The 17,010-nt window shown below is 39.3% G+C and carries 16 protein-coding genes and 1 riboswitch; of the genes, 11 read left to right on the plus strand and 5 right to left on the minus strand.

The window, feature by feature from the left end; translation table 11 throughout:
- Window positions 1-31: 31 nt before the first annotated feature.
- Window positions 32-206, minus strand: a riboswitch (Lysine riboswitch).
- 255 nt (window positions 207-461) lie between these two features.
- A complete protein-coding gene (locus MKX69_RS00770) occupies window positions 462-758 on the minus strand; it encodes a hypothetical protein (RefSeq protein WP_086324352.1) in 297 nt (98 codons plus the stop codon).
- Between the two features lie 175 nt (window positions 759-933).
- Between MKX69_RS00770 and MKX69_RS00775 the strand changes: the two genes are divergently transcribed.
- The 3 genes from MKX69_RS00775 to MKX69_RS00785 are packed head-to-tail and all read left to right on the plus strand — an operon-like array spanning window position 934 to window position 3,018.
- On the plus strand, window positions 934-1,659 hold the full coding sequence (locus tag MKX69_RS00775) for an NAD-dependent protein deacylase (RefSeq protein WP_002297083.1): 726 nt from the start codon (window positions 934-936) through the stop codon (window positions 1,657-1,659).
- The gene (locus tag MKX69_RS00780) at window positions 1,652-2,494 is read left to right on the plus strand and encodes a chorismate mutase (protein ID WP_002294234.1); all 843 of its coding nucleotides are present in this window, start codon (window positions 1,652-1,654) and stop codon (window positions 2,492-2,494) included. Before MKX69_RS00775 ends, MKX69_RS00780 begins: the two co-directional genes overlap by 8 nt.
- A gap of 2 nt (window positions 2,495-2,496) precedes the next feature.
- Window positions 2,497-3,018: a transcription repressor NadR gene (locus MKX69_RS00785; protein WP_002294232.1), complete on the plus strand. Its 522-nt coding sequence runs from the start codon at window positions 2,497-2,499 to the stop codon at window positions 3,016-3,018.
- Window positions 3,019-3,270: 252 nt separating this feature from the next.
- Here MKX69_RS00785 and def read toward each other — a convergent pair whose 3' ends face one another.
- Complete coding sequence (gene def, locus MKX69_RS00790; RefSeq protein WP_341008337.1) at window positions 3,271-3,834, minus strand: peptide deformylase; 564 nt, start codon at window positions 3,832-3,834, stop codon at window positions 3,271-3,273.
- A gap of 250 nt (window positions 3,835-4,084) precedes the next feature.
- Here def and rpsO point away from each other — a divergent pair, with 250 nt between their 5' ends.
- The 5 genes from rpsO (at window position 4,085) to MKX69_RS00815 (ending at window position 11,233) form a co-directional block, all read left to right on the plus strand.
- Window positions 4,085-4,354: a 30S ribosomal protein S15 gene (gene rpsO / locus MKX69_RS00795; RefSeq protein WP_002289282.1), complete on the plus strand. Its 270-nt coding sequence runs from the start codon at window positions 4,085-4,087 to the stop codon at window positions 4,352-4,354.
- 187 nt (window positions 4,355-4,541) lie between these two features.
- On the plus strand, window positions 4,542-6,668 hold the full coding sequence (gene pnp / locus MKX69_RS00800; protein ID WP_341010473.1) for a polyribonucleotide nucleotidyltransferase: 2,127 nt from the start codon (window positions 4,542-4,544) through the stop codon (window positions 6,666-6,668).
- Between the two features lie 508 nt (window positions 6,669-7,176).
- Window positions 7,177-7,443, plus strand: a complete 267-nt coding sequence (locus MKX69_RS00805) for a GlsB/YeaQ/YmgE family stress response membrane protein (RefSeq protein WP_002289280.1) — start codon at window positions 7,177-7,179, stop codon at window positions 7,441-7,443.
- Window positions 7,444-7,586: 143 nt separating this feature from the next.
- Complete coding sequence (locus MKX69_RS00810) at window positions 7,587-9,578, plus strand: KUP/HAK/KT family potassium transporter (protein ID WP_341008340.1); 1,992 nt, start codon at window positions 7,587-7,589, stop codon at window positions 9,576-9,578.
- 353 nt (window positions 9,579-9,931) lie between these two features.
- A complete protein-coding gene (locus tag MKX69_RS00815) occupies window positions 9,932-11,233 on the plus strand; it encodes a hemolysin family protein (protein WP_341008343.1) in 1,302 nt (433 codons plus the stop codon).
- A 129-nt stretch (window positions 11,234-11,362) separates the two neighbouring features.
- Here the strand turns inward: MKX69_RS00815 and MKX69_RS00820 are convergent, their stop codons facing one another.
- The 3 genes from MKX69_RS00820 to MKX69_RS00830 form a co-directional block, all read right to left on the minus strand.
- Entirely contained in the window at window positions 11,363-12,733 is a 1,371-nt protein-coding gene (locus MKX69_RS00820; protein ID WP_002289277.1) for an MATE family efflux transporter, read from the minus strand.
- 181 nt (window positions 12,734-12,914) lie between these two features.
- Window positions 12,915-13,238: a DUF960 domain-containing protein gene (locus MKX69_RS00825; protein ID WP_002289744.1), complete on the minus strand. Its 324-nt coding sequence runs from the start codon at window positions 13,236-13,238 to the stop codon at window positions 12,915-12,917.
- A gap of 325 nt (window positions 13,239-13,563) precedes the next feature.
- Complete coding sequence (locus MKX69_RS00830) at window positions 13,564-14,172, minus strand: 50S ribosomal protein L25/general stress protein Ctc (protein WP_002299254.1); 609 nt, start codon at window positions 14,170-14,172, stop codon at window positions 13,564-13,566.
- A gap of 329 nt (window positions 14,173-14,501) precedes the next feature.
- Here MKX69_RS00830 and MKX69_RS00835 point away from each other — a divergent pair, with 329 nt between their 5' ends.
- The 3 genes from MKX69_RS00835 to udk all read left to right on the plus strand — a co-directional run bounded on the left by MKX69_RS00835 (window position 14,502) and on the right by udk (window position 16,639).
- On the plus strand, window positions 14,502-15,218 hold the full coding sequence (locus MKX69_RS00835) for a 16S rRNA pseudouridine(516) synthase (protein WP_228173428.1): 717 nt from the start codon (window positions 14,502-14,504) through the stop codon (window positions 15,216-15,218).
- A gap of 12 nt (window positions 15,219-15,230) precedes the next feature.
- Window positions 15,231-15,926: a YjjG family noncanonical pyrimidine nucleotidase gene (locus MKX69_RS00840; protein WP_341008348.1), complete on the plus strand. Its 696-nt coding sequence runs from the start codon at window positions 15,231-15,233 to the stop codon at window positions 15,924-15,926.
- 83 nt (window positions 15,927-16,009) lie between these two features.
- Complete coding sequence (gene udk / locus MKX69_RS00845; RefSeq protein ID WP_002289751.1) at window positions 16,010-16,639, plus strand: uridine kinase; 630 nt, start codon at window positions 16,010-16,012, stop codon at window positions 16,637-16,639.
- Window positions 16,640-17,010: the final 371 nt, after the last annotated feature.

Below are 17,010 nucleotides of genomic sequence, written 5' to 3' on the forward strand. Positions count from 1 at the left end.
CGCTAAAATTCCATAAGGTGATAAACCTCTCACAAAACATAGCGCAACTTAGCATCACTGCTAAGACAGTCCGCAAGCTCTTAACTTGCGTCCCAACATACACTCCAAGCAAAAAAGTGCACATTTCGGCGATCCTCCCTATTCCTGCTTCTCCATGTTTGCTTCACTCCACAGGGTTAATGATTCTCGCGACCTCTACCTCATTGATTGAGGCATCTCGTATTCAGTTATTTATACAAAAAAAGTTTACGATACTCGAAAGGCTTTGTCAATCTATAACTGCTGTTTTTTGAAAAAATACTGATAAATATAGAAATCTTTACTTTTACCGAAAAAAGAATCAAAATGTGAATCATCTATCCATTGTAAACGATAGTATAATTATACACAAAAATGTATGTAATACAATAAAAAAAGAACTGAAACAGAAAATTTCCTGTGTCCAGTTCCATCTCGATCATTTAAGCTGCCGCTTTCTTTGGCTCGCGTCCTAGGATCGCTTGCAAAATAACAACGACGCCATAAATGGCTAATATTAGATAAATCAAACTTGAGTATTGGGTGATTCCCCAGCCCCATGTTCGATATACGGCTAATGTAATGGCTAAAACAATTGCGGCAATCACGTTGAATAAAGCAAAAGCCCAAAGATTTCCATTTTCTTTGCGTACAAGATAAAAAACAGAGAAATAAACGCTTAACGCTAACCAGGCGATACAAGCCAGAATAACGCCCCAATAAATAAAGAATGGTAACATATCGATTCACCTCACTTTTATACAGCAGTATTGTAACACGTTTTCATTCTTTTGTCAGTGAACATTGTGATAAATTACTCAAATGCCCATAACACTTTTTTATTCCCATTTTTCTGACTTTTCAACAATAAATTTGTTCGAGTATGGGCTATAATGGAAAGTGAGGTGACAAAACATGAAACAATTAACAGTAGACGAAGCAGCAAAAGAGATATTAGCTTATCAGCAAATTACATTTTTGACCGGTGCAGGGGTATCCACACCTTCTGGAGTGCCAGACTATCGATCTTTGTCAGGAATCTACCACGGGATGGAGCAGCCGGAATACTTGCTGAGTCATCAAGCAATGGTGAATGAACCGGATAAATTCTATCAATTTGTCAAAAAGATTTATCATCCTGAAGCAAAACCCAATATCATTCATTTGGAAATAGCACATCTAGCGAAAGAAAAAAATGTTTGGGTTGTTTCCCAAAACATCGACGGTTTGCACGCAAAGGCTAAAAGCCCGCAACTCGTCAATTTTCATGGGAGTCTGTATCAATGTCATTGTCGAAAGTGTCAACAAACGGTAGACTGGAAAGAATATCTTCACAGCGACAAACATCAAGCATGCGGAGGACAAATACGCCCAGACATCGTGTTATATGGTGAAGGGTTTCAAGATGGAGTCATGGAGCAGGCGGCTTATGCCGTCAGCCAAGCAGAGCTGATCGTCATTGTTGGAACGAGTTTTCAAGTTCATCCGTTTTGTGATCTGGTACAGTTTCGCCAGCCGTCAGCCAAAATCTTAGTAATCAATCAAACGCCTGTTTATTTAGCGGAGCCTTATACGTTTATTCAAGAAGACGGAGCGGTTGTTTTCAAAAAAATACAAGAATTAGGAGCAGATTATGACTGAATTCAAAACCGAAAAAGAAAAAATGATTGCAGGCGAGCTTTATTTTGCCAATGATCCTGAGCTGGTTGCCGACCGTATGTTTGCAAGAAGTCAAAGCCAAATCATCAACCAAGCAGAATCAGCGGAACTGCGATCCCAATTGTTGAAAGAGACTTTTGGCCGTACAGGGAAAAAAATCTATATGGAGCCAGTTATCAATTTTGATTACGGATATAATATATTTGTTGGGGAGAATTTTTATGCAAATTTCAATTGTACATTTTTAGATGTCAGCACGATTGAAATCGGTGATAACTGCATGTTCGCTCCGAATGTCCAGCTTTACACGGCGACGCATCCACTACATCCAGTGAAACGTAACAGCGGTCTGGAGTACGCAAAACCCATTAAAATCGGTAATAATGTTTGGTTAGGCGGAGGAGTTATCGTCACGCCGGGTGTCACTCTAGGGGACAACGTAGTAGTCGGCGCAGGTTCGGTTGTGACCAAATCTTTTCCCGACAATGTAGTGATTGCAGGAAATCCTGCTCGTATCATCAAGACAGTAGAGGAAGAACTAACAGAAGAGTCTCTTGAAACATTACGTCATAAGATCGATATGATCGATCGAGAGTTGGTTGCTTTATTAGAAAAAAGAATGGATACGGTAACTAAAATAGGACAAGTGAAAAAAGAAGAAAACCAAGCAGTTTATGATGCAAAAAGAGAGCAGCAAGTATTGGATAAAGTTGTTAGTCTGCTGAAAAATAAGGGATATAAGGAAACAATAACAGACACGTATGTTGATTTGATGAAACACTCGCGCGAATACCAAAACAAAATGAAGGAGGAATAAGTGTGATCGAAGGAGAGACACGGCGAAAACAAATCATGCAAACCTTGGCAAATACAGAAAAACCAGTGAGTGCTAGCAAGTTTGCGAAAACTTTTGGAGTCAGCCGTCAGATCATTGTAGGCGATATTGCTTTACTACGAGCTGCAGGTAAAAGTATCGTGGCAACAGCAAGAGGTTATATCCTCGAAACAGAAGAAACCAATACTGGGCACATCAGTAAAATCGCTGTCCAGCATGGAAAAGATCAAACAGAAGAAGAACTGAGACTAATCGTTGAAAATGGTGGTGAAATCATTGATGTAATTGTGGAACATCCCCTTTACGGTGAGTTAGCAGGAACTTTGCACATCAAAACGCCACAAGATATCGATTCCTTTATGAGACGTTATCAAAAAAGTAATGCTACTTTGTTATCCGAATTAACAGGCGGCATCCATCTGCATACGATCCGCTACCCAGAAAAGCATATGCTGAAAAACATCAAACAAAAACTAGCTGAAGCAGGAATCCTCTACGAAGGATAACATCGTAGCTGCTACTTTTTATCCTAGAAACTATTCTATCATCTCTGAGATAAACACCCATATGGAAGAAATAAGAAAAAATAAGAAAAGATGCGTATCCAATACACAGAATTTTTTGGAATTGCGATTTCTAGATGTCTATCTAAATTTCGATTAGTGGAGAAACATAAAAAAGGGAAGCGCAGCTTTTGAGCACTCCCCTTTTTTATAAAGCTTTCTTGTAGCATAGTATCGAAGGAACCTGCCAATTCTCTACTCGATCACCAATACGCCTTCTTTTAGTGCAAATGGATTTTGATCGTTGATGTGGTCATAGAACATCACACCGTTGATATGGTCGATTTCATGTTGAACGACGATCGATTCATAATTCTTCAAACGAATCTTGTGTTTTTCAGCATTCATATCATAATAAGACACAGTGATTTTGGCATGGCGAACAACATATCCTGGTACTTCTCGATCAACAGATAAACAGCCTTCACCTTCCCCTAAACAAGCATCTTGAACAGAATGGCTCAAAATTTTAGGATTATACATAACAGTACTTAGAGAAGGTCCATCTGCCTCTGGGTCAGGACTTGGTACGTGAACAGCAATGATTCTTTTAGAAATATCTAATTGAGGAGCAGCTAAGCCAACACCGCCTCGTAAGTGTAGTTCTTCAGCTTTGATTGGATCTTGGCTGTTTTTTAAGAACTCAAGCATCTCTTTTCCTAAAGAGATATCTTCTTCGCTTAATGGAAGAGAAACTTCTTTTGCAACTTCGCGTAAGGTCGGATTTCCTTCACGAATGATATCATCCATTGTAATCATGGAATATGTACCCCTTTCTTAAAAGACTGTGTTTCAAGTCTATTTTCGCATTATAGTTTACCACAAAAATGGAAAAGTAGTAGTAAGATTGTTTGAAAACTACCTTTTCTTAATGATTAACTACTTGATTTTCAACCCGGTTTCAGGTAAAGTATAGCTGTGTGCTCTAGGCACATGACCTGCCACTTGGTTAAGCGAATCACCAACGTTTTACTCAGTCGCAGGGGAATAATCGAAAGAGGTGAAAGAAATGGCAATTTCAAAAGAACGCAAGAATGAAATCATCAACGAATACGCTCGCCATGAAGGGGATACTGGTTCTCCAGAAGTACAAATCGCTGTATTAACTGAAGAAATCAACCACTTGAATGAACATGCACGCGTGCACAAAAAAGACCATCATTCATACCGCGGCCTAATGAAAAAAGTTGGTCACCGCCGTAACTTGTTAGCTTACTTACGTAAAACTGACGTTCAACGTTACCGCGAATTGATCAAACGTTTAGGCTTGCGTCGTTAATTTTAGTCAAAAAGAGTGGGATTCACATGAATCTCACTTTTTTTACTCGTATATCAATTAAGTAAAATTCCGTGATCAAGCTAGATGGACTCCTACTAACCAAATGAAAGCTGCTCAAAAGACGGCTTTCGGCAGTTTTCATTTGTTTAGTAGCGTCTTGCTTTCACGAGAAGGAAAAGGAGAAGTTATGTCAGAAAAACAAGTATTCAAAACGACATGGGGTGGCCGTCCCTTACAAATCGAAGTCGGTCAGCTAGCAAAACAAGCAAACGGAGCCGTTTTAGTCCGTTATGGAGATACAGTAGTCTTAAGTGCAGCTGTGGCCTCTAAAGAAGCAAAAGATACAGACTTTTTCCCATTAACGATCAATTATGAAGAAAAAATGTATGCAGCAGGGAAAATCCCTGGAGGTTTCATCAAACGAGAAGGCCGTCCAAGTACGGAAGCCACATTGACTGCCCGTTTGATCGACCGTCCAATTCGCCCGATGTTTGCAGAAGGCTTCCGTAATGAAGTCCAAGTAACGAACATCGTGATGAGTGTAGAAACAGACTGCTCGCCAGCTATGGCAGCAATGCTAGGTTCTTCTTTAGCACTATCAATCTCAGATATCCCATTTGACGGCCCAATCGCAGGCGTAGAAGTTGGTCGTGTAAATGGCGAGTACGTCTTGAATCCAACAGTAGAACAAGCAGAACAAACAGATATCGAATTGACTGTTGCCGGAACGAAACAAGCCATCAATATGGTTGAAAGCGGCGCGAAAGAAGTTTCAGAAGAAGACATGCTTGGTGCATTGCTGTTTGGTTTTGACGCTATCAAAGAGTTAGTTGCTTTCCAAGAAGAAATCGTTCAAGCAGTAGGGAAAGAAAAAATGGAAGTGACTTTACTGCAAGTTGATGAAGTATTGAAAAAAGAAATCTTTGATGCTTCTTACGCTACAATGAAAGCAGCAGTAATGACTGAAGAAAAACTTGCTCGCGAAGATAATATCGAGCAAGTGAAGATCGATATCCGCGAAGCTTATGCTGAGAAATTTGCAGGTCATGAAGATGAAGATCACTTGTTGAAAGAAGTTAAACAAATCACAGAAGATCTTGAAAAAGATGTCGTACGTGAATTGATCACCATCGATAAGATCCGTCCTGACGGGCGTAAATTGGATGAAATCCGTCCATTGTCATCAGAGGTCAGCTTATTGCCACGTGTACATGGATCAGGTTTGTTCACACGAGGACAAACACAAGCTTTATCAGCTTGTACACTCGCACCTCTAGGAGAGCACCAAATCATTGATGGTTTAGGGGTGGAAGTCAGCAAACGATTCATCCACCACTACAATTTCCCTCAATTTTCTGTTGGTTCTACAGGACGTGCAGGCTCTCCAGGGCGTCGGGAAATCGGACATGGCGCATTAGGTGAACGTGCGTTAGCACAAGTAATCCCTTCAGAAGAAGAATTTCCTTATACGATCCGTTTAGTAGCAGAAGTATTGGAATCAAATGGTTCTTCTTCCCAAGCAAGTATCTGTGCTGGCACATTAGCATTGATGGATGCAGGTGTACCAATCAAAGCACCAGTCGCCGGCATTGCGATGGGACTTGTTTCTGATGGTGAAAACTATACGATCCTAACTGATATCCAAGGGCTGGAAGATCATCTTGGCGATATGGACTTTAAAGTTGCCGGTACAAAAGATGGTATCACTGCTTTACAGATGGATATCAAGATTCAAGGAATCACAGAACAAATCCTAACTGAAGCATTAACTCAAGCAAAACAAGCACGTATGGAAATCTTAGAAGAATTGACTTCAACGATTGCTGCTCCACGTGAAGAATTAAGCCAATATGCACCAAAAATCGAAATGATCCAGATCGAACCTGCTAAAATCAAAGATGTTATCGGTAAAGGCGGCGATACGATCAACGGAATCATCGATGAAACTGGTGTGAAAATCGATATCGATCAAGATGGAAAAGTAAGTATTGCTTCAGCTGATGCAGAAATGATCAAAAAAGCTATCAAGATCATCGAAGATTTGACCAAAGAAGTCAAAGTTGGTGAAGTTTATCTAGGGAAAGTTGTCCGTATCGAAAAATTCGGTGCATTCGTCAACTTGATCAAAAGAAAAGATGGACTTGTCCATATTTCCCAATTAGCAAACGATCGTGTCAATAAAGTCGAAGATGTTGTTAAACTAGGTGATGAGATCCTTGTGAAAGTAACTGAAATCGATAAACAAGGACGCGTAAATCTGTCAAGAAAAGCAATGTTGAACGAAGATGGTTCAACGAAAAATGAAGAAAAATAATTTAATTCATAGGAATAATGTACTTGTGATCGTGAAGGTGACAGGGGAACAATAATTATTCGAAAAAAGGGGACTGTGACAAAAGCCGTGTCACAGTCCTTTTTTTTCGAATAAACGGCGTTCAAAAGCTTGCATCTGCGGTAATAAGTCCAGCCAAGTTAAAAACATTAGGAGCTGTTTTTACTTAGCTGTTCTTATTACTTGATGCAGAACAGTTTTTTTACAACCTCTCCAATAAACGGTGTTCAATCAGCTGTCCCTCGATATTAGCTCAAAAAACGGCAAAATATGAGGAACTATTTTTCCGTTTGTTTCTCTAATACTCAGGTCAAACCGCTGATTTCACAACCTCTGATTCACGGTGTTCCAGAAGCAGCTTCTACGGAAATAAGCTGAACACTTTTGTCACAACTTTTTTTTTCTGGAGTTTCTTGGCGCATATTTTTGGAGTCCTTCTGAATAAAGCGTAAAATAAAAGTGAGAAATATGGATAAAGGAGGGAAAGGAGATGCTGAATTTTTTATGGTCGTTATTTATCGGCGGTATATTAGGTTTGATAGCTGGCGCAATTTTAGGAAAGGAAGTCCCGGGAGGCGTATCTGGAAATATCATTATCGGTTTTTTAGGTAGTTGGCTCGGCGAATTTTTACTAGGACCACTGGGACCGGAACTCGGCGGTTTTTATTTGATACCAGCATTATTGGGTGCAATTTTTTGCCTTGCTCTTTATTCATTTGTGGCAAGACGTATCAGAGAACGTCCAAAGAAAGAATAATTTTATTCAAATAAGTTGACACTTCAGTGTGTTACTTGGATAATTAGAAGCAATTTAGGAAAGCGGGTGTCATGGATAAGAATATCATCTATCATTCAAGCTTACCTAAAGGATATCCATATAACAAGAAATGAGGGAAAAACGTGGCAACAACGCACAATACCAAAAAGATATCAATGGCTGGCCTGCTTGTAGCGATGGGAGTCGTCTACGGAGACATCGGGACAAGTCCGCTTTACGTTATGAAATCGATTATTGAAGATAATGGCGGATTGTCAGGAATCAATCCTGATTTTGTTATCGGATCAGTCTCATTGATTTTTTGGACATTGACTCTACTGACAACAATCAAATATGTCGTGATTGCATTGAATGCAGATAACCATGGTGAAGGTGGAATTTTCTCACTCTACACACTTGTCCGAAAAGGTGGGAAATATTTGATCATTCCTGCAATGATCGGAGGAGCTGCCTTACTAGCAGATGGGGTATTGACCCCTGCTGTGACGGTAACGACTGCGATTGAAGGCTTGCGAGGAATTCCGCAGTTTTTTGACCGGTTCGGTAATAACCAGAACGTGATCGTCATTATCACTTTAGTTATTATTTTTGTTTTATTCATGGTCCAACGCTTTGGTACAGATATTGTCGGAAAAGCATTCGGACCAATCATGTTCGCTTGGTTTACTTTTTTAGGCGTAATGGGATTAATGAACTTCAGTCAAGACTGGACAGTTCTCCGTGCATTGAACCCTTATTACGCAATCCAGCTGCTTTTTAGTGCAGATAACAAATTAGGCTTGTTCATTCTTGGAAATATTTTCCTGGCTACGACAGGTGCAGAGGCGCTTTATTCCGATCTTGGACATGTCGGCAAACGAAATATTCGTCTGAGCTGGCCTTACGTCAAAATTTGTTTGGTTATCAATTATTTTGGGCAGGCTGCGTGGTTGTTGAATGTTTATCAAAACCCTGAAGCACAGCAAATCAAGAACCTGAATCCATTCTTCCAAATGATGCCTCAAAGTTGGATCGTGATCGGCGTTGCTTTTGCAACAGTCGCTGCAGTCATTGCTTCGCAAGCATTGATTACAGGGTCGTTTACGCTAGTTTCAGAAGCAATCAAGTTGAAACTGCTGCCTCGGTTAAAGATCATGTATCCTGGGAACAGTATCGGGCAAATGTATATCCCAGCAGTCAATCTGATTTTATGGATCGCCTGTTCTCTAGTGGTTGTCACATTCCGAACGTCTCATCATATGGAAGCTGCTTACGGTCTATCGATCACTGTGACGATGTTGATGACAACAGCACTGCTTTACTTTTATCTTATCCAAAATGGGCATTCTCGTTGGCTTGCATATTTAGTTACCTTTTTCTTCGGTGCGATAGAAGTCGTTTTCTTTATCTCAAGTGTTGTCAAATTCTTCCGAGGCGGTTTTGTAGCCGTTCTGATTGGTTTGATCATCTTAGTCGTGATGTTTATTTGGGAACAAGGGAACATTATTCGCGAATCGTCAACCGAGGATGTGTCTTTGAGAGATTATATCCCGCAGCTTAGAGAATTACGTGATGATACGTCTTTACCAATCTATCAGACAAATGTGGTCTTCTTGGTTCCTGATATGGATGAAGATAAAGTTGGCCGACAGTTCATCTATTCGATTTTAGATAAACGGCCTAAAAGAGCACGAGTTTATTGGTTTGTTCATGTTGAAGTAACGGATGAGCCATATACGAAAGAATATCAAGTAGACATGATGGACACTGATTTTATTGTCCAAGTGAATCTGTTCTTAGGTTTCAGGGTCCAACAGGAAATCAACGTATATGTTCGCCAAGTCATCCATGATTTGATGAAACAAGGCCGTTTGCCAAAACAGCCACAAAGATACTCTCTGACACCAGGGCGAGAAGTTGGCGATTTCCAATTTGTCCTGATTGATGAAGTAGTTTCCAATGTGACAACTCTAGGAAAATGGCAACGTCAAATCATGCAGGCAAAACTGGCAATCAAAAAAATCGCTACCTCGCCAGAAACATGGTTTGGGCTAGAGTACAGCGAAGTAAAACATGAAACTGTTCCGCTTATCATTGGAAATACTCGGAAAACATGGTTGAAAGAGCGGTTGTGAAAGTAGCGCTTTGACCTGAACTAATGTCGAATGTCAGCTACTTGAACACCGTTTATCAGAGGTCATGAAAAAGCTGTACTGCAACAAGCAGTAAGAACGAGCAGATAAAAACAGCTTCTCATGTTTTTCATCTGTTTGGGCTTAATGCCGCAGATGCAAGCTTTTGAATACCGTTTTTATCAGAGGTCATGAAAAAGCTGTTTAGCAACAAGTAACGCAATGATTTTGAAGTGATAAGGAGATGTGGCTGAAAAATGCCGCATCTCCTTTTTTATTCCTAAATATGAATACGCATTATTTTCAATCTTTTTGTAGAAAAAGGGTACAATAGAAAAAGAGAAAGGCGGGATAATATGGTTATCAATTTCATTATTTTATTTTTGATGATTGCAATTACTTCATTTTTTGTAGCAAGTGAATTTGCTTTAGTGAAAATCAGACGATCAAGATTGGAACAACTAGAAAAGGAAAATGTAAAGAACGCCAAGCTAGCTCTTCATGTTACACACCATTTAGATAACTATTTATCAGCTAGTCAGTTAGGAATTACGCTAACCGGTTTGATCATCGGGTGGGTCGGTGAAGGATCTGTCGCGGCTTTACTAGAACCAGTGATCGGTAAACTACCTTTTAGTTCGGCTATTAGCAGTACAATCTCTGTGGCGCTGGGATTTATTTTAGTTACGTATATCGATGTGGTTATTGGCGAACTGCTTCCTAAGAGCTATAGTATCGTCAATACGGAGAAGGTCGTCTTGTTCGTAGTTAAACCACTTCATTATTTTTATAAAGTAATGTTTCCTTTTATTTGGGTATTGAATCATTCGGCAGCGGGTCTAGGAAAGCTTTTAGGTGTGCGTCTCGTATCTGAAGGAGAAGAGACATTGTCTCAAGAAGAGCTGACATTAGTCGCATTGAATTCTTATGAAAAAGGAGAGTTGACCAAAGAAGAATATCATTATTTGGAAAACGTGTTTGAATTTGATGATACCTTGGCAAAAGATATACAAGTAGACCGTACGTCCATGCAAGTATTCGAAGCTTCAGAAACAGTCAAAGAAGCGATAAGAGCTTCGATTGAACAAGGACATACTCGCTATCCGGTTATCTTAGAATCAAAAGACAATGTTTTAGGTTATGTCACCTTGCCAGATTTGATCAAGCAATCTTATAAAGATGACCAGCTGACAGTAGAACAGTTGATTGAAGAGCCGATCGTAACAACTGAAACGATCCCTATAAAAAAATTATTGACGATCATGCGAAAAAAGGGAAAGCATATTGCTATCTTAAAAGATGAATACGGAGGAACAAGCGGTTTAGTGACAATTGAAGATATTTTGGAAGAAATTGTCGGGGAAATCCGAGATGAGACAGATTTGGACGAAGCATTGATAGCGGAACAGTCAGATGGCTCTTATATCATCTCCGGCAAACTAACATTAGATGATTTTCAGCGTTATTTTCATGTAGAGATTCCAGAGTTTGAAGAAACGAATTTTACTACACTTGCGGGCTTTGCTTCTAGCCGATATAAAGAAATAAAAGCAGGAACAATCATTGAGATTGCATCATTCCATTTCACGGTATTAGAATACCAGCATGCACATATCGATTATTTCAAAGTAGAGTCCACGGAAAGAAAAACAGAATAAAAGAAAAAAGGCTGTGACATTTTTTATCACAGCCTTTTTGTTATCTAAAAAACCTGTTTTCGGTAAACGAAGAAGATATTTTCAATAAAAGTTTTCATTTTTAGCCGCAACGATTTCTTTTAATCAAGGCTATCTTGCTTCTGCATGTTCTAATGTGAAATGTTCCTCTTCACCCATGTGTTTCAATTGTTTCATCGAACGCATATAAGAGTAAAGCAACACGGCAACAGAACCGATCCAAGCTAAAGGAGAAGCTGCTGCTGCTCCTGGGTATCCCCACATTCCTGTAAGAACGATAGCTGCAAAAGAACGCATAAGCAATTCCATCATACCGGCGATCGTAGGGATCTTGCTTTGTCCAAGCCCTTGAAGTGTGTAGCGTAAAATGAACAGGACTGCTAAGATCCAGTAAAGAGACCCATTGATATTGAAGTAGGTTTGTGCTAATTCAAATACACGTGTTTCTGATGGGCTAACAAACAATTGAACAAAGAAATGACCGAAGAAAATGACGATAGCACCTGCTAAGAGACTAAATCCGACACTCATCAGTAAAGTTTGACGTACCCCTTGCAAGATTCGGCCATATTCTTTCGCACCATAGTTTTGTGCAGTGAAAGTTGCCATTGCAATACCAAATGACATCATCGGCTGATTTGCAAATTGGTCGATACGACCAGCAGCGGCTTGAGCAGCTACGACATCTGTCCCTAGACTATTTAGTGCTGCTTGTAACACGATAGCACCAACAGCGATGATCGAAGATTGAAACGCCATTGGCAAAGCAGCGTTTAGGTGTACAGCAAACTCTTCTTTTTCAAATTTGAAATCTTTTTTGCGTAACTGTAACAAAGGCATTTTTTTCTTGATATACACTAGACACAGTACGCTGGAAGAAACTTGTGCGATTACTGTAGCAATAGCTGCACCTTCCACACCCATGCCAAAATAGATAATAAAGATCAAATCAAGTACGACGTTGATGATGACCGCAATGATCAGAAAGAATAGTGGTGTGCGGCTGTCACCAAGTGCGCGAATGACATTAGAAAGCAAATTGAAACTGACTGATGCAAAGATCCCTAATAAAATAATTGAAATAAATGTTTGTGCTTGATCAAGTATTTCAGGAGGAGTTTGCATCAATTGAAGCATCGGACGAATAAACAGGAGACTTAGGACAGTTAAAATCACAGTGACGACAAGACTAATGACAACACTAGCAGCAAAACTTTTCTTCAGACCCCGATAATCTTTTGCACCGTAACGTTGTGCGGTAATAATGGCTAAACCAGCTGTTAAACCTTGGGCAAAGCCAATGATCAAAAATGTCAGGCTTCCAGTTGCACCAACCGCTGCCAGCGCATTTTTACCTAGCGTCTGACCCACGATGATCATATCGATCATATTGTAGAACTGCTGAAAAACATTTCCGATCAGTAAAGGAACAGTGAACATCAAAATCAGTTTAGCGGGGCTTCCTTTTGTTAAATCGCGCATCTTTTAAACTCCTTATATCTTTAAAATTTAGTTAGTAGTATATAGCGTTTATCCTGAGAATACCAATTAGAAATCAATGATAATTTATGAAACTCCATAAAAAGAAGCCAAGAATTGAGTCAAAGAATCAACAACTTGGCCTGGTCTGTAAAATAAGGGACATCCACGTTTATCTATCACCTTAATATTGTCTGATCTCACTTGGTAAAAGGATCGTTTCTCTCGTACCGTCATCATAGGCGTATACTTGAGCAGGAAATTGGTTCGAATAGGCAAACGGCAAATCAATATCCATTTCCACATTGCTTCCTGCTTGAGAAAAATGCATCGTCACTTTTCCACGATTTTCGATCAAATCAAAGGTTAATATATTTTCTAATGGAATGACTCCCTTAAGATCTAGGTCAATAATAAACCATATACTGTCAATCAATTCATCTGGCAAACTTGATACGACACCAACTGAAGCGTAACGGTTGCGGCTGCTATCAAAACTTTCAAACATCTGTTTAACCTCCTTCGAATCAACGAATGTTTTATTTTTATAATTAATCCTAGGATAAACTAGAAATACTTACTTCAACGAGGGTTCATTCTAATAAAGAATCAGGAAAAATGCAACAATAATTGAATACTTTTTTTCAAAGTATAAATTTTTATAAAGGTACGATAAAAGTATGCGAGGAAAAGCTTGGTAAATTAGGATTTTTCGTTTGCAAAGCTATTTGTAAAAGTGGAAGCCTCATATGAAAATAAACGATTAGAAAGAAAAAAAGGCGTGTTAAAAGCTGCTGACCCGCCGCTTCTAACACCACCTGATTGTTTCAGTATTATTCTTCTGTTGAACCGATCACTTCTGGTTCGCCACCTTCACCTGTGCTTTCTTCTTCTTCACTTTGAGCGACTACAGCAGCGATTTGCTCTTCACTGTCGGTCACGAATTTGTAATCGTCGTTTTTTGGAAGATCGGCTACTGTAATAGAATCACCTAATTCCAAGTTTGTCACGTCAACTTCAATTCGTTCAGGCAATTTGTCTGGTGTAGCAGATACGACTACTGTATACAAGTTTTGAGCTAACACTCCACCCGATTTAGCACCAACTGATTCGCCAACAAGAACGACTTCTGTTTCGACTTCTGTTTCTTCCGACATGTTTACAGATAGAAATTCTGCATGTTCGAAATGATTGGTAAAAGTGTTCGTTTGGATCTTGTGAACCAATGTATTGACTTTTTGTCCATCGATGTCCATCGTGATAACTGTGTTCGCTCCATGTTCACGCAACAATTTGCTTAGTGTCAAACCATCGAATGAGATAGGGGTACTTTCTACTTTATACCCATAAACAACAGCTGGAACTTTCCCTTCGTGACGAAGTTTGTTTCTTAAAGAACGGGGACGTACTTCTCTTTTACTTACTTCTAATGATACTGACATAACCAAAATTCCTCCTTAAAATGTGACTGTCTGCTTTGGTAACGGACAGATTTTATTTAAGTGAATTCTAAAGGCTAATCTCGTGCACATCATCGAAGGCAGGGCGCTTAAAAAAGCGCAAAAGGAGAGATGCGCGCATCTCCCCTTAGAAAGTCAGGATTCAACTTTTCTCCACCAGGTCATTACGCTGTGTATGAGAAATCCAATTCACTTTACTATTTAACCGTAACGTGAACTGTTAATTAAGTCAAGGAATAACTATGATGATGTATTTGCAAGCAAGAATATTCAAGGTATAATTAATTAGTAGTAATAAGAAAGGAACCAGCATGCGTTTAGATAAATTAATAGAAGAAAAATTAGAAACGACACGCAAGGAAATGAAGCGGCTGTTTGCTTTGAAGCAAGTGATGATAGATGGCACAGTCGAATTTCGACAAAATCGAAATGTAGATAGTTTACTGCATCAAATCGAAGTAGCAGGTGAACGCTTAGAAACAAATGAGTCCTATTATCTTCTCAATAAACCTGAAAAAGCTGTTACAGCTGTATCAGATCCAGAAAAGACGACAGTAATCGATCTGATTGCAAGTGCCGATCGTTTCCAACCATTATATCCAGTGGGAAGACTAGATAGAGATACAACAGGACTATTGCTGATCACTTCGAATGGACAATTGGGATATGAAATGCTACTTCCAGAAAAAAAGGTTTCAAAGACTTATCAAGTAGTTGTGAACGAAAGGGTGACACCGGCAGACGTAACAGCATTTGAAAATGGAATCGTATTCGCTGATGGGTATCAATGTAAGCCGGCTGATTTAAAAATACTCAAAGCAGACAAGCACCAAAGTACGGTTTTATTGACGATCCAAGAAGGAAAATTCCATCAAGTCAAAAAGATGTTCTTAGCCCAAGGAAAGAAAGTGACCGCCTTGAAACGGCTAAGCATGGGGCCATTGGAATTAGATGAACAGCTGGGAGTAGGCGAGTATCGATCGTTGACATTAGCAGAGATGAAAAAGTTAAGTATTTATTTTAAATAGGAGGTCAAAAAGATGAAATATAAAACTTTATTGTTCGATGTAGATGATACATTGTTAGATTTTCAATTAACTGAAGCCAATGCTTTAAGTGCTTTGTTTGCAGAACAAGGAATCACATTGACACCAGAAATCGAAACCAGCTATAAGGCTTTGAATCATCATTTATGGCAGGAGTTTGAAAAAGGCAGACTATCACGAGAAGAAATAATAGGCAGTCGTTTTGGGTTACTTTTCCAGCAATTTGGGAAAACAGTAGATAGTGATCAAATGGAAAAACGCTATCGCCACTACTTGAACCAAGGTCATGATCTTGTTCCAGGAAGTCTAGAAATCCTGAAAAAGGTCCATCCGCATGCTGAACTTTATATTGTGACGAACGGTGTGTCGCACACGCAACATCAGCGATTGACAGATGCAGGAATGCTTGATTACTTCAAGGATATCTTTGTCTCAGAAGCTGTCGGAGCGCAAAAGCCGATGAAAGAATTTTTTGATCGTGTCTTTTCCCACATTCCTAATTTTGATAAAAAGCAAACTGTGATCATTGGTGATTCTTTGACTTCTGATATCAAAGGAGGAAATATGGCAGGGATCGATACGATTTGGTTCAATAGAAATAAATTACCAGAAATCGAAGAAATCCAGCCTACTTATCGAATCGATTCATTAGAGGAACTTTATTCATTATTGGAAATTGAAAAGGATTAATTTTCAGAAAAATATAGCATTTTCGTGTTTTTTCGCTATAATAGATTAGAATGAAAAAACGGATACGAAAGAGGTTTTAGTCAATGACAAAAAGCAAGCCAATTATCATTGGTGTGACGGGTGGATCCGGGAGCGGAAAGACAAGTGTCAGCCGTGCGATTTTCAACAACTTCCCGGACCATTCCATCATGATGCTTGAACAAGATTCTTATTACAAGGATCAGAGCCATTTGAGTTTTGAAGAACGATTGAACACAAATTACGATCACCCATTTGCCTTTGATAATGATCTGCTGATTCAGCATGTAGGCGACTTACTGAACTATAAAGCCATTGAAAAACCCGTGTATGACTATGTAGCGCATACAAGAAGTCAGGCAACGATCATTCAGGAACCAAAAGAAGTGATCATTCTAGAAGGAATCCTGATTTTAGAAGACGAACGTCTGCGTGACTTGATGGATATCAAAGTATACGTAGATACAGATGATGACATTCGTATCATTCGTCGTATCAAACGGGATATGGAAGAACGGGGACGCACATTGGACTCCGTGATCGAACAATATTTGACAGTTGTTAAACCGATGTATCATCAATTTATCGAACCAACGAAGCGCTATGCGGATATCATTGTTCCAGAAGGCGGAGAAAACCACGTTGCTATTGATTTGATTACAACAAAAGTAGCTAGTTTCTTAAACCATAAATAGTGCGCAGCGAAACAGTTGAACGGACTGCGACCGTTTGAAAAGCAAGGATTCTGCTTTTTGAACAGTCACCAGCCAACTGTTTTTTTATTTATAACAAGAGGTTGTGAAAACAGCATCTTGACCTAAGTATTAAAAAGAAGAAACGGAAAATAGCTGTTTATATTTTACCGTTTTTTGAGCTAATACCGAAGGTCAGCTGATTGAGCACCGTGAAGTAGAGGTTGTAAAAAAGCTGTCTTTGCATCAAGCGATAAGAGCATCCAAATAAAACAGCTCCTCACGTTTTTCGTTGGGTTGGGCTTATTATCGTAGATGCAAGCTTTTGAACACCGTTTAACGAGAGGTTGTAACAGAAGTGGTTAGATGCAATA

It is taken from the genome of Enterococcus sp. FSL R5-0957 (assembly GCF_038008005.1).
Taxonomy (GTDB): domain Bacteria; phylum Bacillota; class Bacilli; order Lactobacillales; family Enterococcaceae; genus Enterococcus_B; species Enterococcus_B faecium.